Origin of the sequence: Fusibacter ferrireducens (assembly GCF_015352425.1) — a bacterium.
In the GTDB taxonomy this organism is placed as follows: Bacteria; Bacillota; Clostridia; order Peptostreptococcales; family Acidaminobacteraceae; genus Fusibacter_A; species Fusibacter_A ferrireducens.
In genome coordinates this window covers 12768-33325 of record NZ_JADKNH010000019.1, presented here as the reverse complement: position 1 = coordinate 33325, position 20558 = coordinate 12768, and the positions used below count along the sequence as shown (strand labels likewise).

Here is a 20558-nt window from a genome sequence, read left to right as displayed (position 1 = left end):
TTGGGGTAAGAATTTGTGCTGTGATGCCTCTGCAAAACCTTTAATTTGGAATGCAAAAGGAGCTTTGTCATAGACTAAAATGCATCTAATAAAAGCTCCTTCATCATTTTTATTTATCCAATTTAAACTCTAGTTTTGTGGTACGCGTAAGATTTGACCTTCATAGATTAAGTTAACATTTTTAAGACCATTAACTTGACCTAAATTTTGATAAGTTGTTCCCAATTTTTTTGCTATTTTCCAAAGAACATCTCCAGCTTGAACCTTATAAGTACCATATTGTTTAGCATAGTCCGCTGGCAATGCTTTGATTGTTCCAGATGCCTTGATTTCATTCACAAGCACATCTCTGATTGGAATGAATGTATCTTTAACATCAATCGCACCTTTAAAATCGAAGTTATCACCTTTTGGATACATAAAATCATTGATGACAACTGTGTAATATTGATCCATTGCCACAGGAGTACCATCTGCTAATCTCAACGCAAGGACTCTACTGCCAGCTTCAAGTGATGAATCGTAATCTACTTGAAGTCCTGAGAAAGATGCATTTCCAATCTCTGTATTTGCAATACCATGTTCAATATTTTTAAGAAGATCTGCACCTGATAATTTTAAGGTTACAAGCGTATTATCAAATGGCATCACTTCGTATAAAATACCATAAGTAATATCTCCAGCTGGAATGTCTCTTCTCAAACCACCACCATTTTGAATTGCGATCTGTGTACCTGCAGCTTTCGCCATGGTTTCACATACCCATCTTCCAAGAACAGTTGTAGATGCGCCTTCATATCGATCATGAGTAAAAGTGCCATCTGCTTTACCTAAAACGGCATTTAAGGTTGGTGCTAAATCTGTATTCCATTTTTCAAAAGCTGCAAGAGCTGCAGAATCTGCAGTAATCTCTTCACTTCTCTTGTATAAATTATCAACAGAAGGCGTTACGACTAAAGTTGATCCTGTAAAGTTCAAAGATAAATGTCCTAATGCTCTCCCACTATAGTAAGCTTCCACAACAGGCACGCCGTTGCTATAACCAGCAACTGTTGCATGGTTATGTGCAGATACGACGCCATCAATCCCTTCAACTGCTGTTATAGCAGCAACTTCATCACCTGTTACAGGTTCAGCAGGATCAGCGCCATAACCATTTTGTGATGCAGGGATATGCGTTAAAGCAATAATTGCATCCGGTTTACCCGCTGCATCTTTACCTGCCATTAAGTAATCCACCCATATTTTAGCAGCTTCAGCAGGATCTTTAAATTCTAGTGTTTCAACGTTTTCGGCTTTCGTCTTATAAGCTGTTTCTTCAGTCGTCAGACCGATAAAAGCAATTTTTTTACCCGCTTGTTCCTTAATCACGTATGGTTTTGCCCATGTTACGGGTTCACCAGTTGTTTTGTCATAAATATTGGATGCGAGAAAAGTTAAATTACCATCTTCACTCCATTTAGAAAATTTGTCTGTTCCCCAATCAAACTCATGGTTACCAACTGCTGATACTGTGACATCTAATAGTTTAAACATCTCACTAACTGGTTCACCATATGAAAGGTTGGACATTGCAGAACCTTGATAATTATCTCCAGCAGAAACAACTATGGTATTTGGATTTGTCGCTCTTAATGCATTAACTGCCCCAACAAGTTTTGCCATACCCACATTTTTGCCACTTTCAATTAATGCCCCATGAAAATCATTAAATGAATAAACATCAATTGTCACTGTTTCTTCTGCAAAACTCATTGCAGGCAAGATTGTCGACATGACTAAAATTAAAGTCATCATCATAACAAGTACTTTTTTACCATTAAACATGTGTCGCCTCCTATTAATATAATTTAACTCACCTCTATTTTATAACCACAATATAGTGAATACAAACATTTTATTATAATTTGTATATATTTTATATAAAAATATTTGTACAGTTGATTTTTTAACATTTATATAACATTTTTCTTACCTGAATTTATAATGATTCATCCATTTGCTGTTGATTTTCACCACACCACCAAAGCGATACAAAGATAAACGAATCGCATAAAAAAAAGATGTCCTCGAGAAATTTGATCTCTCATCCAACATCTTTTTATTTATTCTATTCTAATGAAATAACATTTTTTTCGTCATCAAAGTCAACAGGAACAATTTGAAAATTCACTTTAACCTTTGTTTTCTCCTGAAGTCTACTGATCATGTTCTGCTGCTCATCTTTCTCAAAGGACTCTCCCATGATGATGCTGTTAATCTTATGTTTTTCAGCATACTCAGAAAGCGTCTTCTCTATATCTTTAGCTTTAATGACCGAAAGTGAAGCATGGTGATTTTTTGAAACATCAAACAAATATTCTAGGGCATCTTCTTCTTTAAGTTGTCCGAAAAACTTCCAATTTTCTTTAACGACATGCACCACGTGCAACTCATCGTGTTCAGAAGAAATCAGGCTGGCACCATAATCAATTAATCTCTCACACGATTTCTGCTGTGTGACACAGACCATGACTTTTTTCTTTCTTCTCATATTTTATCTCCTTATAGATTTCTCTGTAAATCCTTACCTTTTCATTATACCAAATAAATGATGTTCTAAAATTAAAAATTGATAAAGTTTTCTTAACCTTTTATGGTCAATTGTATTACGGAGGGTTCTCCTGTATAATTAAAGTTGCAAGGAGGATTACACATGAATCAATACACAAAAGTCATCGGACTTACTGGAGCAATCTACACCAAGGAATTTCAGAAAATTAAGCATCATAAAAATAAAATACGCGAGGTCAATGAAGACACGGTCATCAAAGCTTTCAAAGGTGGCGATACCGAAATTCTTGTTTTTTTTGAAGAAACTGGCGAGGAAATTATCGTCGACGATTTTTCTGATCAAGAGCTGGTAAAAAAATATCTTGGGAAAAAATTTCTGTAATTCACACTGAAATCGATAATATAAGCCTAAAATTAAAATCGTTCGACATGAGCACATACAGATAAATATTTATTTGAATATCATTTCACAGATCTATTTACAAGGATATATTTGAGTATATACTCAAACACGCATTATAAAAGGTCACCTAGGATTTAATACATCATAGGTGACCTTTTATGATAAGTAAATCAATCTAATTAGCGCATAAATCTTTGCAGAGATTCTGGCAGTGCAGACTCATAATTCAAAGTTATAATGAAATCAACAGAAAAAGCTGTTGATATGTCTTCAATTTTCTTAAACCAAGCTGGTAATCTATCCAGTTCTATTGTGACACAATTTAAAATACCGTCTATAAAAATCTTTTGAATATCATAATTATTAGAAATCAAACCACAGATGAATCCCAAAAATTCTTCACCTGTATCTATTGGAAATTCTTTCATGTTAACAAATCTTAAATCATGGTGTAGATTGTACATCGCCCTGTTGTCATCATCAATGAAAATTGCATCGCCGTTCACCTCAGCAACGATTTCATTTGCCATTTTGACTATTTCTTTGGATTTTCCTGTTCCCTTTTTTCCAGCTATCAAAGTAACCATCTGAATCTCCTCCTTTAGTTTTAGCACTTAGTGTATTATTCTAGATACATAATTGAATCTCCTTCAAAACATTAAAATTATTTTTGTCAGAATTATTCGTATTTTCTGACTATTCTTGAATTGTGTTGATTTCAATATGCTGATTCCTCAACTGTCCACATGCAGCATTGATATCAGATCCTAACTCCCTCCTAATTGTTGTATTTACATTATATTTATCCATTAAAATCGTTTTAAATCTATTTATTCTAGAATTTTGAGAAGGACGCATTTTCTTTTCTTCAACTGCATTAATTGGAATGAGGTTGACATGCACTAATTTGCCCTTGAGTTTTGATCCAAGAGCCTCCGCATGCCGATCTGAGTCGTTCTCACCTTCAATAAGGGCATATTCAAAAGTCACACGTCTATTGGTACTTTGAATATAATAGTCCACAGCAGCCACGAGTTCATCTATACCATATTTTTTATTGATGGGCATAATCTGCGTTCTTTCATCATCAAAGGGATTGTGCAGAGATATCGCAAGTGTAATTTGCAGTTTTTCATCTGCAAGTTTGTAAATTTGAGGCACAATGCCGCAAGTTGATAAGGTTATATTTCGACCTGATAAATTGAGTCCGCCCTCCGAGCAAGACATCTTTAGAAATCGAACCACTTCTTCATAGTTATCAAGAGGTTCCCCACTGCCCATCAAAACCACATGATCAATTCTCTTTCCCGTCATATTCTGGATCTCATAGAGTTGCCCAAGCATTTCACCTGCTGTCAAATTTCTAATCATCCCATTGAGCGTTGAAGCACAAAAAGCACAATTCATTCGGCATCCCACTTGTGTCGAAATGCAAGCACTATACCCGTGCTTGTAAGTCATAAAAACAGATTCAATAACATTATTATCCACAAGCTTATGAAGTGATTTAATCGTGCCGTCTTCAGACTCTAGCTGTTCAACAATGGATGCATTGTCCAAATAATATTGTTCTTTCAATTGATCCATTAAGGTTTTAGGTAAATTTTTCATTGCATCAAATGACTGGACGCCTTTATTAATCCACTCAAATACCTGCTTTGCTCTAAATTTTTTTTCCCCTATGGCCATCAGCTGTTCAGCGATTTTTTCCTGTGTTAAATTTCTAATATCGATCATACTTACACTCTTTCCATCTCTTTATTAATATCCCTTATTTAAATCCACCTGATTTTCAAGTTCTGATTCCTGGCAGAAAGCTTTCAAGTTGTTGTAAATGAGATCAAATCTTCTTACGTTTCTCATTTCAGATATCCATGAATTATGTGGCGTCACCATTACACGATCAAAAGACCAGAGTTTATTATGAACCTCTAAAGGCTCCTTCTCAAAGACATCCAGTGAAACCCCTAGGAATTTGCCCTGATCCAGTGCTTCAATTAAATCAGACTCTATTATGAGGTTCCCACGTGCCACATTTATGAGTACAGCATCCTCTTTTATAAGAGATAAGCGCTCTTTACAAATAAGCCCCTCTGTTTTTTTAGTATAAGGAATGGTTAGGATAATAAAATCCATCTCACTCAAAACTTCATCAAGTGCCGTCATAGGGTAACATTTATCAAAGTAAGGCACTTCACGACCGTCCGTGTTGATCCCAATGCGCGTTAAGTCGTAGCCGCTTAATCTTTTAGCTGCCTCACTTGCAATAGTGCCTGTCCCAATAAAAAGTGCCTTTCTATGAGTCAGTTCTCGAACATGCGTATTGACTTTCCATCTTTTCTCTGACTTTATTTGATGAAAATATTGCCCATATTTATAATGATGCAGCATTTGGAAAACAATCCATTCCCCCATGGGGATGGAATAACCGCCTCTATTATTGGTGATCACAATCCCTCTATTTACGATCCTATCCACAGGCACTTGATCAACACCAATGCTGGATAGCTGTATCCATTTAAGATTTGTCAATGCTTCAATTGGCAAATGTTCAAAAGGATTATAACAGACGATAACATTTGGATCAAAATCAATAATTTCGGACTGTCTGTCAGGAATGTCATTTTCTTTAATATGGAGAATTTTATAGCCTAATGCTCTGATCTTGTCCATTTGTTCTTTGCCATAATCATAGGTAAATAATGCTTTCATTTTGCCCTCCATCTCAATTTGTTTTTAAAACGCTTATATCTATCTGACAATTAATCAATTTGACAATTAAAGCCAGCGAAATCGCTGGCCTTTTCTACTACACATTAGATTTATCCTTCACTTAAAACTTCTTCCTCAAACTCATCAATATAGAGCGATAAAATATCTGCTAAACCCGTAAACTCACAACCATAGTTATAACCTTTAGACAATAGCTCTTTGCGCATGATTCTTAAAACACTGTAAAACTCTCGCCCATTACCCAAATCAATTTTTGCATTAAAATAATAGTTTAATGGCAATTCTTCCTTCGCAATAAATCCAATGCCACCTTTGGAAATATCCACAACTTCAATAGAAATCTTTCTAGATTCCTTAATGACATCTTGCTGATTGTACACCTCATCTATTGTCAAAATTGCTTGATAAGGTATTCTATGCGCTCTTCTTCTCTCCCTCATCCCGATCACTCCTGTCTTATATGAGTTGAATCCTTTTTAATCGATTATAGCCTCATATAATCATCTGAGTAGCCGATGACTTACATGCGTTCTCGCTACAAAATCTAATCCAACACCTTATAATTATTTCTTACTTACTATTATACATAAAAAACATATGATTTAAACACTTATTTGGATTTACCTTCAAGATTATAAAATTCATAGAAACTCGAATAAAGTTGTTTTGTCTCATTTTTTCCTGATAAATCTGCAATAACATGAAGCACATTATTGCCATCAATCAAATAACATTTTTTACCGGTGTTGCTGGCACTATAAACATAGCTGAGCCCTATGACTTCCTCAGGCTCATAGATAGGTTTGATGCCTGGGGCATTAAAATTGCCCCATACAAATACTTTCCCAATTCTATTGACAGCTACTACCAAAGATTCTTTAGCATGTGCCTCCATGATATCCTTTACTTTTAAAACTTCTGCCGGGAAGAAAATTTCCGATTTGCCCTTCGTACCAAGTTGACCATAGGCATTATTTCCAGTCCCATACACACGTCCGTTTTCAGATACCGCAATAGAGAATTTTTCTCCAGCAGTCATAAAGGCAACATTTTTGTACAGCGTCATCGTAGGTTCTGAAATACGCCCTTTAAAACCAAGTCCAAGCTGCCCATGCGTATTATCTCCCCAGCCTATCACCGTGCCATCATATTGAACAGCAAAGCCAAAATTAGAGCCAAGTGCTATGGATTTAATCCCTTCAACACCTTCCAGTTTCAAAGGCATTGTGGATTCCGAAACATCTTCTTTCATAAGTTGATTTTCAGAATTATCTCCCCAAACATAAACATTGCCATTGAGATCAAGTGCAGCTGCAAAATGCTTGCCTGCAGCAACTTGCTTCACATTTTCCAGTCCCCAGATCACATTCAATGTTCTACTTGGATTTTTATCGCCTGAAGCCAATTCTCCATAACGATTGCTGCCAGCAGCGCAGACTGTGCCATCATTTAATTTAAATATCGTGAAATTTTCCCCACAAGCAATCTGGGAAATACTATCGTGTAAACTGTTGTATTTCAGGTCTGAAATTGGATTAAGATTCCCTATACCCAGTTGTCCAAACTCATTTTTACTCTTTGACAACACTTTGCCATTTTTGTAAACAATAAACATTGTCGAATCATAACATTCAATGTCTTTAATCCCCATCTCTTCTGAAACCTTAATATCACGTTCAAATGAATCCGACCAATTGCCATTTCGATCTTTGATTTTTAATCGGATTGTATACGTTCCCGGTTCTTTAAACGTGAGTTGCTTGTTCTCCCATTTCTTTTCAACAATCTCGTTGTCTTCAGCGATACAGCCACTTGTATCGTATTGAATAACACTTGTCGTATTAATTTTTGAATCCGGTTTAATATTAAAGTGTGCAATGGGTTTTATTTTACTTAAATCATTCTTGCGCAATAAAGTTAGATAAGTAAATTTACCATTGATATAAGATTCGCCTCCAATTTCGTTGATTAATTTAGAGGCTTCTTCTTCTGGCAAATTACTTATTGTTAAAAATTTACCATCAAGTGATAGAGCATACCGCTTTGACGCAACGATCTCTTTTTTGGAAATATAAGGGATTAACTTCGAAAAATCTTTAGCATACTCTTCTTTTTCTTCCTTGTAAGTCAAGGCAGCATCCAATATCTTTTCATAATCATGATACGGATCAATCTCTATATGTTCTTTTGACTCGTTCATATAATAGATCACAGTGCCCACAACTGATCCAATCACTAATATAACACCAAAAATATTCACAGGTATCTCTTCTCCTTTTAGGCTTCCCAAAACATTACTTATCTAAAGTTCAAAGTGTTCCAAAACATTTAGTAAAAGTACCGCATTTGTCACTGGGCCTACACCACCTGGCACTGGGGTAATCATTTTGACGTAATCCTTTAATGCATCAAAATCAGCATCTCCAACCAATTTGCCATCGACTTCATTCGTACCAACATCTATGACAATGGTCTCTTCAGTAACCATGTCTTTCTTTAAAAACCCAGGTTTGCCCACTGCCAGTATCACAATATCAGCGGCTTTCGTATGCTGAGCAATATTTTGCGTGCGTGAGTGGCAAACGGTAACCGTAGCATGTCTTTGCATTAACATGATAGCAAGTGGTTTGCCCACAATGTTACTTCTACCAATCACTACTATATTCTTACCCTTTAAATCTATGCTTAAAGCGTCTAAAATCGTAACCACTGCCAAGGGTGTGCAAGGTCTCATGGCCTTTTCCCCTTTAAAGAGTCTTCCAGCATTCAGCGGATGAAAACCATCTATATCTTTTACGGGATCAATATGCATGAGCACCTTCTCTTGACTGATATGCGCTGGTAGAGGCATCTGCACCAAAATGCCATTTATACTGTCATCTTTATTTTTTTCATCTATCAACGCCAACAGTTCCATTTCAGAAGCTGTATCCGATAATCGACAGAGTTCATAGTCAAACCCCACATTTGTACATGTTTTCTCAAGCATTTTTAGGTACGATTCTGAAGAAGGATTATCTCCCAGTATAATTGCCACTACTTTTGGTGCTCTCAGACAACTACTGAGACTTTCTTTGACATCACTTTTTATTTTTTTTGCAATTTCGCGTCCATCAATAATCATTTTTGCCCCCTTGTAAAAGGTTTATAGATAAAAAGCCCAAATCTTGGGCTTTTTTAATCCTCTTTATTATATCATTAACATTATTAGAACTCTAGCCTCAAATGATCAATTTGCTTTTATTTCAGTCCAAACGCGATCGTATTCTTTGACAAAATCACCAGGATCTAAGAATATTTCAAAATTATTGATCCATTCTTTTTTAGGATAAGCATAAGTTGTATCGATTAGTGAGGGATCAATTAACTTCAAAGTCTCATTATTACATGTGGAATAGCCCACATAATCCGCATTTTTAAAACCGATATCTCCTCTGCATAGAAAATCGATAAATTGATGTGCTGCATCAATGTGCTCAGCACCTTTTGGAATGACGATGTTGTCAAACCATTTATTAGAACCTTCTTTTGGAAGTGCATATTTAAAGTAATCATAGTCTTGAATCACTGTGCTGGCTTCTCCTGACCAAACTACAGCCATGGCTGTTTCCTCACTGATGAGCATATCTTTTACATTATCCCCTACGTATGCAAGCACTAAGGGTTTCTGCTCAATGAGCAATTGCTTCGCCTCTTCAAGCTGAGCCACATCTTTGGTATTCATCGAATACCCCAACTTTTTAAGCGCCACCATAATAGAATCCCTTTGAGAGTCTACCATGGTAAACATACCCTTATACTTTTCATCCCAAAGCACATTCCAAGAATCTATATCTTCAGAAATGAGTTTTGTATTGTATATAATTCCCACAGTCCCCCAGAAATAGGGTACTGAATATTCATTGTTGGGGTCAAAATCCAAATTTTTAAATTGCTCATCGATATTCGCATAATTTGGAATTTTGGATAGATCCACTTTTTCAAGCATATCCTCTTTAATCATTTTCTCTATCATATAATCTGATGGAATGGCTATATCGAACTGAGTGCCACCTTTTTTAAGCTTTGTATACATCTCTTCATTTGTGGCGAATGTTTCATAATTAATTTTTATACCTGTCTCATCTTCAAACGTAGCAAAGATGCTGTCATCAATATAATCACCCCAGTTGTACACATTTAAAACCACTTGATCATCCTTCTTGCATCCTACAAACATCGTCGCAATTAATGCAATCATCAATACCACTACAATACTCTTTTTCATTTTTCACGTCCCTCTCTCTAATTTAAATTTTTTCTTTATTTTTTTTCATTTGAGTCGATCAAATTTCTTCAATTTTAGTGCGTTTGTTGATCAAAATCAACATCACCAATACAAAAACAAACATCAATGTTGCCAATGCATTAATTTCAGGTTTTATGCCACGCTTTGCCATGGAGTAGATGGCAATTGAAAGATTGGTCACACCATTGCCCGTGGTAAAGTAACTGATGACAAAATCATCAATAGATAGGGTAAAAGCAATCAATCCCCCTGTGATAATCCCAGGTTTGATCTCTGGCAAGATTACTTTCCTAAACGCATACCACGGCGTTGCCCCAAGGTCCATTGCAGCTTCAAGCGTATCTCCAGACATCTGCTTAAGCTTAGGTAACACCGATAAGACCACAAAGGGAACATTAAAGGTCACATGCGCTAAGATCATCGTGACGAGTCCAAGTTCCATTTTGAACGCCACAAACAAAGTCATTAGCGATATCCCTGTTACAATATCCGGGTTTAAAATAGGAATGCTGTTAATATTTAAAACCACTTTCTGACGCCAAGTCTTCATATAGTGAATGCCAAAGGCTGCCAATGTCCCCATCACCACAGCGATTAACGCGGAAACAACTGCCACAAGTACCGTATAATAAAGTGCTTTCATGATTAAGCTGTTCTCGCTTAAAGTCTGGTACCATCTAAAAGTAAAGCCTTCCCATTTCGCTGTATTTTTGGAATCATTAAAGGAAAACACCATTAAAACAACTATGGGGGCATATAAAAAAGCAAAAATCAGTATGGTATAAAACCTTTTAGCCCACTTGCTTACCATATGCCTGCGCTCCCTTCTTCACCAATTCCAGCACCTAATCGATTCATCACAGACATGGTTAAGAGTATCAAAACCATTAGGAACATTGAAATTGCAGATCCAAAATGCCAATCATTCACCACGAGGAATTGCTGTTCTATAAGGTTCCCGATGAGCATATATTGACCGCCAGAAAGCAAATTGGTTATGACAAATGTACTCACTGCGGGCATAAACACCATTGAAAACCCTGAAACAACTCCTGGTAAAGACAGTGGGAAAATTATTTTTCTAAAGACCGTGATTTTATTTCCACCTAAATCTTCAGCCGCTTCTATTAAATTATTATCCATCTTTGTCAAAACGGTATAGATCGGCAAAACCATAAAGGGCAGAAAATTATATACCATCCCTAAAAGGACTGCACCTTCAGAATATAAAAAAGTCAACGGTTCCACATGAAATAGAGACAAAAATTTATTTAGGATGCCGTTCTTACCTAAAATAGTCATCCACGCATATGTTCTGAGTAAAAAATTCATCCACATGGGCACGACAAATAACATTACTGCTAAGTTTCTGATCCGATTGTCCATCTTCGCCAGAATCATGGCCATTGGATAACCCACTAAAAAGCAAATAAAGGTCGCCTTAAATGCAATTTCCACAGAACGCAATAGTACTTTCAAATAGATAGGTTCCATAAATCTTTTATAGTTTTCAAGCGAAAAACCTGTATGGCCACTACCCTCCACAGGTGTAAAGCTTAAAAATCCAACCATTACAATTGGAATTATGATGAAAAGCAAACTCCATACCAAATAAGAACTTGATGAGATCTTTCTAAGCATTCATGGCCTCCTTACTCATAATATGAATATCATCAGGAAGAATTAACAGGCCTACGGCACTCCCTTCTTCAGCCATTTGAGTGCTATGAACCATCCAATCTTTAGCCGCACCTTTTATGATCATTTCATAGTGAACGCCCTTAAAGACAACAGATGTAACAACACCTTTTATGTGCCCTTCTTCTGTGCTTACTATTTTTATGTCCTCTGGTCTGACGACAACGTCCACAGGTTCATCCTTGTCAAATCCCGTATCCACACATTCAAATTGCCTGTTTGCAAAAGAGACCTTTCGATCTTGATGCATAATACCATCTAGGATGTTACTCTCTCCTATAAAATCTGCAACAAACGCATTTTCAGGTTCATTATAAATGTCAATCGGCGTTCCAATTTGCTGAATTTCGCCTTGATTCATTATAATGATCTTATCGGACATGGTCAGTGCTTCTTCTTGATCATGCGTTACATATACAAAAGTAATGCCCAACTCTCTTTGCATATTTTTAAGCTCAATTTGCATGTCCTTTCTCAGCTTTAAGTCAAGTGCTCCCAGAGGTTCATCCAATAATAAGACCTTGGGTTCGTTGACCAGTGCTCTGGCAATTGCAATTCTCTGTTGTTGCCCACCTGATAAGGAATTGACCTTTCTATTTTCAAATCCACTTAAATTGACCAATTCAAGCATTTTGGCCACTTTAATCTTAATATCTTTTTCAGAAATTTTATTTATTCTGAGTCCAAATGCAATATTTTCGTAAATATTCATATGGGGGAAAAGTGCATATTTTTGAAAGACCGTATTAATTTGTCTCTTATATGGTGGCAAATCTGTGATTTCGTTCCCTTCAAAAAATATTTGTCCGTTTGTGGGCATTTCAAAACCAGCAAGCATTCTAAGTGTTGTCGTTTTACCACAGCCACTTGGACCCAATATGGTCAAAAATTGATTTTTTTTAACCCAAAAATCAATGCCTTTGACAACTTCAACGCCGTTATAACTTTTAGTTAAGCTTCTCCCCATTAAAATTTTATCTTCCATGACGCCCTCCAATGTCTAGAAATTTGGCGGTGTTCCCACTAATATGATAATCGCCTCGCGCTTGCCTTTGTTAATGATTTCATGACTCTTATTCGCTTTATAATAGAAAGTATCTCCAGCCTTCGCCACATACTTTTTATTGCCCAATCTCACCACGACTGAACCCGATATGACAAAGCCAAATTCCTCGCCTTCATGTGGATCATGTTCATCATATGCTCCATTCGGCGCTAAAGTCAGCATTATGGGCTCCATCATATTCTTTTGTGCATTTGGAATAATCCACTCTAGTCTATAGCCCACTTCTTCATCTTCTTTTTCAAAAAAATCTTCTTTTTTAAAGACGATTTTTTCATCTACAGTCTCACTAAAAAATTCCTGTAAATTTGTCCCTAAACTTTCAAGTATATCAACCAAGCTTGCAATTGAAGGCGACGTCATATCTCTTTCAAGTTGAGATATAAATCCCTTCGATAACTCACATCGATCCGCTAGCTCCTCTTGTGTTAGGTTGTTTTCAAGTCTAATCCTTTTAATCTTTTCACCAATATTCACAACCAATTCTCCTTTTTTTATAAGTTTAAAAAGTGAATTCATACACACTTTTTTTCTAAAACTATCTTTAACCCAATGACCTATTTCCATCTAAAAAAGCGGTTGCATTTTGTTTATTATTACTAAACTTTTCACTCGATTTATTATACTTTATGATTTTATACTCGTCAATATGATATTAAGTATTTTGTTTAATAATACTTAATTTTTTTATGTAGTCATTCCTATATAAGGGATCTCAATTTATAATTTTGTAAAAAAAAGAGTCTCATGGGCATTTTAGAACACAAAAACCCCAGAAATCCAGCGATTTTCCACGCAATGATTTCTAGGGTTTTATTTGAATTCATGGTAACTCTATATGTGACTTATTGAGATGCGCTATTAAAGTAAGCTCTAGTCTCTTATTTTTAACATTTTATCAATTAGCACCACTAAATTCTCAATTTCAGGTTTACTCATTTGGGCATCAGCACCTACTGCTTCACCTTTATGCAATAAATCGTCTGTGATCAATGATGAAAATATGATAATCGGTAATTTTTTCAAAATCTTGTGCTCTTTAACTCTTCTTGTAAGTGCATGTCCATCAAGTTGGGGCATTTCAATATCTGTAATCAAAAGATCAATATCCTCTGCAAAAGCTTCCCCTTTTTTCTCTGCCAATAGCATCAGATAGTCATAGGTTTGCATCCCATCGTCAAAGAATTTGAGTTTTGTAAATCCAGCTGATGTCAATGTATCCAATAAAACCTTACGAATCATAGGCGAATCATCTGCCAAGACAATTTTATATTTTGATCGATCTTTGATCTCTATATTCTTCACGCGTTCCATATTGATACCAGTATTTGGATTGATATCCATAACTATTTTTTCAAAATCAAGTAACATAATGATCTGCTCATTAAGATTAATATTCCCAATAATTAAAGAATTGGAAGTGATATCATCTGGTTTCATGATCTTATTCCAACCGATCCGATGGATTCCAAGTACTGAATCAATGGCAAAGCCTACCTTTATTTTGTTGAATTCACAAACCAAGGTCATACCGCCACTCACTTTTTCGTTCTTTCTATTTTCCAGTACATACATCAGGTCAACAACAGAAATCATCTCGCCTCGAATCAAAGAAATGCCTGATATCGCAGGATGAGAATTCGGTACTTTAGAAACATTTTCGATCTGCAATAATTCTTTGACTTTTACAACATTGATAGCATAATGTTCTCCTGCAACTGTAAAATGTAAAATTTCTACTTCACCAGTGCCACTTTCGAGTAATATTCCATCTTTCTTATCAAGCATCATATCTCAAACCCTCCACTCCTGTATTATAATAACTATTATACCCTTATTTTAACCACTTATAAATATTTTTTTCTGACTATTCATGGACCTTATACCCATATTGCACATTACCATTCATTGAATTTAAAAAGACATGAACAAAATCTATGATTTACAATGCAAACCATGGCACAAACTTCGACTCAAACGATACAACTATTCCGAACAATAAAGCGCTCTATGTTACACGGGTTTTGTCCCTATAAGCGCATATTCATAATAAGGCTGCAGAAAAACATCCTCATTGAGCTCAGCAAGTTCTTTTATACTTTTGAAAAAAGATGGATCTTTAGAATTTCCGATTGCAATCAATATATTTCTTTTAAAAATTTTACCCCCTCTCCAGGCAAATCCACGCTCTCCATATTGACGTTTAAATGCTCTTTGGGATAATTTTAGGCTTTCCAACAGATCTATACCCTCAAAATCATTTACCAACCAATGATCTATATGGCGCAAATTCGTTTTATTTTCATCTCGAGCTCGATTTGACGGACACGCATTTTGACAGATATCACATCCATAAATTCTGTTGCGCATCCTCTTCATCTCATCAAGTGTCAGAGCTCTTTTAGTCTGTGTTAAATAAGAAATACATTTTAATCGATTCATTTTTAAGACGCCACAAATACCCGCTGGACATGCTTTAACACATTTGTCACATTCTTTACACCCAGTGTAGTGTCTTCTTGCATTCAACGCTGATTCAGATTCAACTTTAGAAAATAATGAATGCTCTTGCTCTCCCAAAATCATATACATGTGTCCAATGTGAAATTGAGTGCCCAGTTCAGGATGAATCAACATATGATTTTTACCATAACTGCCAAGGCCACATAAAAAGGCGAGCTCTCGATCGATATAATCAGAAGTATCCACAAAGCAGTCGCTCTCCTTAATCCGAATCCCCTCAATCTCTGAAAAAATTTTAAGTGCATTATCCATGCGCGCCCTCAGATGATAATGGTAGTCATAATACCAACTTGAACCATCTACAACGCCTAGGGATTTACTGAGGCCTGTCGTTTGCCTAGGATAAGGCAACGCCACAGAAAAAAGCATCAAACTCTCACCCGGCTTGATTTTCTTTTCAAGCATATTGAAGAAAGAACGCTTATGGGGTTCAGGTTCAAACTCTGTCCTGAATGGGTCAAGTTGAATGTCTTCTATCAGAGCACGCTCATGAGCCCTCATTTTCTTTATAGATTCCAATCCCATATATAAAAAATCATAATAGGAAAGCTGCGCTTGGCTTAGAATCCCGTCCATTTGAGAAAATAGAATACCTATAGCAGTATTGACAGTATTGACATTCACATTAAAATTTGCTTTTTTTTCCTTCATATTTAAATTCATTAAAACGCCTCTTATAAAAAAATGGGTGAACGATACAACATCAGACAGAGGATTTAAGTAAAAACAACTTTTGACACTCTCACTATGTATTCATTTTTATTTTTGATATACTAATCTTAATTATAGGGTAAATAAGCTTTAAAATCACTATCCCTTTAGAGAAGTTCACATGTTAAAACACATTTAAACGACTCGCCACAAGCTACTCATATTATGACAATTTTTTATACAAAGGAGATCACATGTTAAGATTAGGACCCCATATTTCCATCGCAAAAGGTTTCTACCAAGCTGCAAAAGATGCCTCTCAAATCCATGCCAATACCTTTCAATTTTTCACGCGCAATCCAAGAGGCGGCTCAGCAAAAGAAATTGACCCCAAAGATATTGAATCCTTAAAAGAGCTCATGAATCAGCAGGATATTGCACATTTACTGGCTCACGCCCCCTATACCATGAATCCTGCTGCTCAAAAGGACGACGTTTATGCCTTTGCAAAATCAACTTTTTCTGATGACTTAAAACGATTAGAAAAAGTGCCCTGTTGTCTCTATAATTTTCACCCGGGTTCTCATACTGGAAAGGGCGTAGAATACGGCATTCAGCGCATTACAACTCTTTTAAACGACGTTTTAACGGGAGATGAAAAATTACATGTATTGCTTGAAGGCATGTCTGGTAAAGGGACTGAAATCGGTTCCACTTTTGAAGAACTCCGGGCAATCATAGATCAAGTCACTCAAAATCATATTCTCGGTGTCTGTCTGGATACCTGTCATCTCTACAGTGCCGGCTATGATATTGTGAATCAACTGGATGACGTCATAGAGCAATTTGATCAAATCGTCGGTCTCGATCGACTTAAGGCCATGCATCTCAATGACAGTAAAGTGCCATTTGGCAGCCACAAAGATCGTCATGAAATCATAGGTCAAGGCACCATTGGCATAGAAGCACTCTCACGCATAATCAATCACCCAAAACTTCGACATCTCCCCTTCTTTTTAGAAACCCCAAACGAACTAGAGGGTCATGGGAAAGAGGTTGCAACCTTGAGAGCATTATATAAATCTGAAGCCTAAACTCAACGCGATAAGAGGTAACGAAACCACCACAAGCATTATGCCTCAGAAAAGTTTTTATGAACGCTATTTTAGCGTTATTTTTACTTCATTTTAGCACCTAAAAAACCACTTAAAAGCGAGAATCGTCACAAACGTAATACCTATGAAACTTAAGGCAATGGGCAAAACCAATTGTAACATTGCAATACTCATGGCGATAACATCTTTCATATCTAGTCTATTAAGGCTATTCTCCTTTTTATCTTGAACGTCCTCATAGGCTTCCCAGTTTATTGGTTCCATCACTTTTTCCTCTCTTATATCTTAAAATGTAGTTACTATGATACCTAACCAGACATTCACTTATTTACATCAAAACAGTATACTCAGTCCGCTTCGCTACCTTCGTAACCCTTTTTGGATTAGTCTGAATCACAGATTATCGTCATACTCAGTCCGCTTCGCTACCTTCGTAACCCTTTTTGGATTAGTCTGAATCACAGATTATCGTCATACTCAGTCCGCTTCGCTACCTTCGTAACCCTTGCGCAATCCTATTGGATTGCATCCCGTGGGCGTTTAGGACTCCCACGGGATTAGGGAGATGAACCCCCTGGGCTTCATCTCCTCAAGGGTTATATAAGTGACACGCACAATAATGATTTTCTCCAACTGCGTTGAACACAGGTATTTCTCGACTGCATATTGCCATTGCCTTGGGACATCTCGTATGAAAGCCACAACCAGAAGGCGGATTTGCTGGTGATGGCATGTCCCCCTGCAAAATAATATGCTCTTTCTTATCCAGTGGATGTGACTTTGGAATTGCAGATAATAAGGCCTGGGTGTAGGGATGCATTGGATGATCAAATAACGCATTTTTTTCTGCCATTTCTGCTATGCGCCCAAGATACATAACACCAATGTTGTCACTGATATATTTGACAATTCCGAGATCGTGTGAAATAAACAAGTAAGTTAAATTCATGTCGTCTTGCAACGTCTTCAAAAGATTGATCACATGGGATTGAATTGAAACATCAAGTGCTGATACTGCCTCATCACAAACGACAAATTTCGGTCTTAATGCAAGTGCTCTGGCAATACAAATTCTCTGCCTTTGACCGCCTGAAAATTCATGTGGATAACGTTTCATATGATACCCGCTCAATCCACATTTTTCAATAATAGAAACAACGCGTTCGTGAAGTTCTTTCTTACTTTTAACCATACCGTGTTCAAGCAACGCTTCTCCAACAATTTCCCCAACGGTCATTCTTGAATTTAAAGAAGAATATGGATCTTGAAATATAATTTGCATTTCCGTTCTGAGCTGCCTCAATCTTGCCCTATCGTAAGTCAATATGTTCTCACCATTAAAGATGACTTCACCTTCCGTAGGCTCCAATAATCTTAAAAGCGTCCTGCCTGTGGTTGATTTGCCACATCCTGATTCTCCCACCAATCCAAACGTTTTCCCCGATTTAATATCAAAATTAAGACCATCAACCGCTTTGATATATCCAACCGTCTTTTTGGTCAATCCTGATTTAATTGGGAAATATTTTTTTAACCCTCTAACGCTGAGCAATACATCTGATGCCTTAGGGTCTCTCTCATACATAACTTGCACCTCTCAACTCTTGAACTTCCTGCCAGCGAAAACATCGCACTCTTCCCCCAGAAGTCGTTTCAGTCAAATCGGGTTCCATCTGAAAACATTTTTCGATTGCATATTCACATCTCGTATTGAATTGACAGCCTGCTGGTCTATAAAGCGGATTTGGCACAACACCTGGAATCATATACAACTTCTCCCCTGAAGTCTTGATATCTGGTTTCGATTTCATAAGACCTATGGTATAAGGATGACAGGGATTATCAAATAATGCCACCACAGGGGATTCCTCAACCACTTTCCCAGAGTACATCACAATAACTCTACTTGCCATTTCTGCAATGACATTGAGATCATGAGTGATAAACATAATTGCAGTTCCAAACTCCTTTTGCAATTTATTCATAAGATCGAGAACTTGTGCTTGTATGGTTACATCCAGCGCTGTTGTGGGTTCATCTGCAATCAATAACTTGGGATTACAGGCAAGTGCCATTGCAATCATAACACGTTGACGCATACCGCCTGAAAGTGTGAAAGGATAATCGTCAACAACTTCTGAGGGCCTTGGAATACCCACTTTTTGGAGCAACTTAATGACTTCTTGCTTGGCTTCTTCTTTTGTCATATTTCTATGAAGCAACAGCACTTCCGACATCTGCTGATTAATTGTAAACACTGGATTCAAGGAGGTCATCGGTTCTTGGAAAATCATAGAAATCTTGTTGCCTCTTATGCTTCTCATTTCTTTATCAGTAAGCAACAAAATATCCGTGCCATCAAAATTAATACTGCCTTCGACAATCTTTCCAGACGAACCTGCAACAAGTCTCAAAATGGACATGGCCGTAACACTTTTACCACAGCCTGATTCCCCAACAATACCCAAGGTCTCTCCAGCATCCACTTTAAAATCAACACCGTCAATTGCCTTGATCACACCATCTTCTGTATAAAAATACGTTTTTAAGCCTTTGACTTCTAGTAGCGCCATTCTTCCCCCTGTTATCTGTTCATCTTTGGATCAAGTGCATCTCTTAAACCATCACCGAGAATATTAAAGCTCATAACGGTTATAAAAGTCAGGAAACCTGGAGGAATCCATAGCCACCATTGATTTTGCAACGAATAAATGGATCTAGCGGCTTGCATCATATTTCCCCAAGTAGGGGTCGGTGGTGTCACGCCCATCCCCAAATAGGATAATGTGGACTCAGTCAAAATGGCGTTTGCCATACCCATAGTAGCGAAAACGATAATTGGCGCCATAACATTGGGCAAAAGATGCTTAAAAATCTTTCTGGAATCTCTAATGCCAAGCGCTTCAGCTGCTTCCATAAATTCTTGTTCTCTAAGTGATAATATTTGTCCGCGGACAATTCTTGCAATACTGGTCCACCCCAATAGACCAAGGGCAAACATCACATTGAAAATGCTCGGTCCCAAGAGAGCCACCACGGTTATGGCAATTAAAAGGAATGGAAAACACATAATAATATCAGTCAGTCGCATTAATACGGCATCCACAATGCCACCATAAAAACCTGCTGCAGAACCTACGGCAACACCAATGACAACCTGTAAAAAAACAGCCACCAACCCTACCGTTAGAGAAATGCGTCCACCATATATTAAGCGTGTAAAAATATCTCTACCCAGTTCATCTGTCCCCAAAATAAAATTAGAGCTTGGCGCTTCATTTTTAATGGGCAGTTCCATCACCTTACCTCTAACTTCTTTATCCGCTAAATTAATTTGATCTCTATCATAGGGGGTAATAACATCTGCTAAAATTGCAGATAATGCTAAAATACATAGGAGAAACAAGCTCACCATTGCCAATCTATTCTTCTTTAATCGTCTAAACGCAATAGTCCATGGGGATTCAATCTTATGTCTTGCATCAAGTTTTGCATTTGCTTCTTGTTTCTTTTTGATTGCTTCTGACATCA

21 protein-coding genes are annotated in these 20558 nt (G+C 36.9%); 2 read left to right on the top strand and 19 right to left on the bottom strand.

Features of this window, described 5'->3' with window-relative positions; translation table 11 throughout:
• Positions 1 to 129 precede the first annotated feature (129 nt).
• Both ISU02_RS21625 and ISU02_RS21620 read right to left on the bottom strand, forming a co-directional pair.
• Positions 130 to 1827, bottom strand: coding sequence for a 5'-nucleotidase C-terminal domain-containing protein (locus tag ISU02_RS21625; protein ID WP_194703940.1), 1698 nt, complete (start codon positions 1825 to 1827; stop codon positions 130 to 132).
• Between the two features lie 283 nt (positions 1828 to 2110).
• Positions 2111 to 2533, bottom strand: a complete 423-nt coding sequence (locus ISU02_RS21620; protein ID WP_194703939.1) for a universal stress protein — start codon at positions 2531 to 2533, stop codon at positions 2111 to 2113.
• Positions 2534 to 2695: 162 nt separating this feature from the next.
• Here ISU02_RS21620 and ISU02_RS21615 point away from each other — a divergent pair, with 162 nt between their 5' ends.
• Complete coding sequence (locus ISU02_RS21615; RefSeq protein WP_194703938.1) at positions 2696 to 2935, top strand: hypothetical protein; 240 nt, start codon at positions 2696 to 2698, stop codon at positions 2933 to 2935.
• 200 nt (positions 2936 to 3135) lie between these two features.
• Here the strand turns inward: ISU02_RS21615 and ISU02_RS21610 are convergent, their stop codons facing one another.
• The 13 genes from ISU02_RS21610 to ISU02_RS21550 all read right to left on the bottom strand — a co-directional run bounded on the left by ISU02_RS21610 (position 3136) and on the right by ISU02_RS21550 (position 15924).
• Entirely contained in the window at positions 3136 to 3543 is a 408-nt protein-coding gene (locus ISU02_RS21610; protein WP_194703937.1) for a twitching motility protein PilT, read from the bottom strand.
• A 109-nt stretch (positions 3544 to 3652) separates the two neighbouring features.
• Positions 3653 to 4693: a dual-specificity RNA methyltransferase RlmN gene (gene rlmN, locus ISU02_RS21605; protein ID WP_194703936.1), complete on the bottom strand. Its 1041-nt coding sequence runs from the start codon at positions 4691 to 4693 to the stop codon at positions 3653 to 3655.
• A 24-nt stretch (positions 4694 to 4717) separates the two neighbouring features.
• On the bottom strand, positions 4718 to 5668 hold the full coding sequence (locus ISU02_RS21600; RefSeq protein WP_194703935.1) for an NAD(P)-dependent oxidoreductase: 951 nt from the start codon (positions 5666 to 5668) through the stop codon (positions 4718 to 4720).
• A gap of 110 nt (positions 5669 to 5778) precedes the next feature.
• Complete coding sequence (locus tag ISU02_RS21595) at positions 5779 to 6129, bottom strand: PilZ domain-containing protein (protein ID WP_194703934.1); 351 nt, start codon at positions 6127 to 6129, stop codon at positions 5779 to 5781.
• A gap of 170 nt (positions 6130 to 6299) precedes the next feature.
• Positions 6300 to 7949 (bottom strand): RCC1 domain-containing protein, encoded by a 1650-nt coding sequence (locus ISU02_RS24410; protein ID WP_194703933.1) that lies wholly within the window; start codon positions 7947 to 7949, stop codon positions 6300 to 6302.
• A gap of 42 nt (positions 7950 to 7991) precedes the next feature.
• Positions 7992 to 8813: a bifunctional 5,10-methylenetetrahydrofolate dehydrogenase/5,10-methenyltetrahydrofolate cyclohydrolase gene (locus tag ISU02_RS21585; protein ID WP_194703932.1), complete on the bottom strand. Its 822-nt coding sequence runs from the start codon at positions 8811 to 8813 to the stop codon at positions 7992 to 7994.
• Positions 8814 to 8918: 105 nt separating this feature from the next.
• On the bottom strand, positions 8919 to 9956 hold the full coding sequence (locus ISU02_RS21580) for an ABC transporter substrate-binding protein (RefSeq protein ID WP_194703931.1): 1038 nt from the start codon (positions 9954 to 9956) through the stop codon (positions 8919 to 8921).
• Between the two features lie 58 nt (positions 9957 to 10014).
• Positions 10015 to 10788 carry an ABC transporter permease gene (locus ISU02_RS21575; protein ID WP_194703930.1) on the bottom strand — a complete coding sequence of 258 codons (774 nt, stop codon included), beginning with the start codon at positions 10786 to 10788 and terminating at the stop codon, positions 10015 to 10017.
• Positions 10782 to 11618: an ABC transporter permease gene (locus ISU02_RS21570; protein ID WP_194703929.1), complete on the bottom strand. Its 837-nt coding sequence runs from the start codon at positions 11616 to 11618 to the stop codon at positions 10782 to 10784. Before ISU02_RS21570 ends, ISU02_RS21575 begins: the two co-directional genes overlap by 7 nt.
• The gene (gene potA / locus ISU02_RS21565; RefSeq protein WP_194703928.1) at positions 11611 to 12660 is read right to left on the bottom strand and encodes a spermidine/putrescine ABC transporter ATP-binding protein; all 1050 of its coding nucleotides are present in this window, start codon (positions 12658 to 12660) and stop codon (positions 11611 to 11613) included. Before potA ends, ISU02_RS21570 begins: the two co-directional genes overlap by 8 nt.
• 15 nt (positions 12661 to 12675) lie before the next feature.
• Complete coding sequence (locus ISU02_RS21560) at positions 12676 to 13215, bottom strand: helix-turn-helix domain-containing protein (protein ID WP_194703927.1); 540 nt, start codon at positions 13213 to 13215, stop codon at positions 12676 to 12678.
• Positions 13216 to 13611: 396 nt separating this feature from the next.
• Positions 13612 to 14529 (bottom strand): chemotaxis protein, encoded by a 918-nt coding sequence (locus ISU02_RS21555; protein ID WP_407646469.1) that lies wholly within the window; start codon positions 14527 to 14529, stop codon positions 13612 to 13614.
• Between the two features lie 222 nt (positions 14530 to 14751).
• A complete protein-coding gene (locus ISU02_RS21550) occupies positions 14752 to 15924 on the bottom strand; it encodes an epoxyqueuosine reductase (RefSeq protein ID WP_194703926.1) in 1173 nt (390 codons plus the stop codon).
• Between the two features lie 242 nt (positions 15925 to 16166).
• Between ISU02_RS21550 and ISU02_RS21545 the strand changes: the two genes are divergently transcribed.
• On the top strand, positions 16167 to 17006 hold the full coding sequence (locus tag ISU02_RS21545; protein ID WP_194703925.1) for a deoxyribonuclease IV: 840 nt from the start codon (positions 16167 to 16169) through the stop codon (positions 17004 to 17006).
• Positions 17007 to 17099: 93 nt separating this feature from the next.
• On the opposite strand, the gene ISU02_RS21540 is transcribed toward ISU02_RS21545, so the two are convergent.
• The 4 genes from ISU02_RS21540 to opp4C all read right to left on the bottom strand — a co-directional run bounded on the left by ISU02_RS21540 (position 17100) and on the right by opp4C (position 20556).
• Positions 17100 to 17291: a hypothetical protein gene (locus tag ISU02_RS21540; RefSeq protein ID WP_194703924.1), complete on the bottom strand. Its 192-nt coding sequence runs from the start codon at positions 17289 to 17291 to the stop codon at positions 17100 to 17102.
• 325 nt (positions 17292 to 17616) lie between these two features.
• The gene (locus ISU02_RS21535; protein WP_194703923.1) at positions 17617 to 18612 is read right to left on the bottom strand and encodes an ABC transporter ATP-binding protein; all 996 of its coding nucleotides are present in this window, start codon (positions 18610 to 18612) and stop codon (positions 17617 to 17619) included.
• Entirely contained in the window at positions 18605 to 19600 is a 996-nt protein-coding gene (locus tag ISU02_RS21530; protein WP_194703922.1) for an ABC transporter ATP-binding protein, read from the bottom strand. The genes ISU02_RS21535 and ISU02_RS21530 overlap by 8 nt, the downstream gene beginning before the upstream one ends.
• An 11-nt stretch (positions 19601 to 19611) precedes the next feature.
• Positions 19612 to 20556 carry an oligopeptide ABC transporter permease gene (opp4C, locus tag ISU02_RS21525; RefSeq protein WP_207736486.1) on the bottom strand — a complete coding sequence of 315 codons (945 nt, stop codon included), beginning with the start codon at positions 20554 to 20556 and terminating at the stop codon, positions 19612 to 19614.
• Positions 20557 to 20558 lie beyond the last annotated feature (2 nt).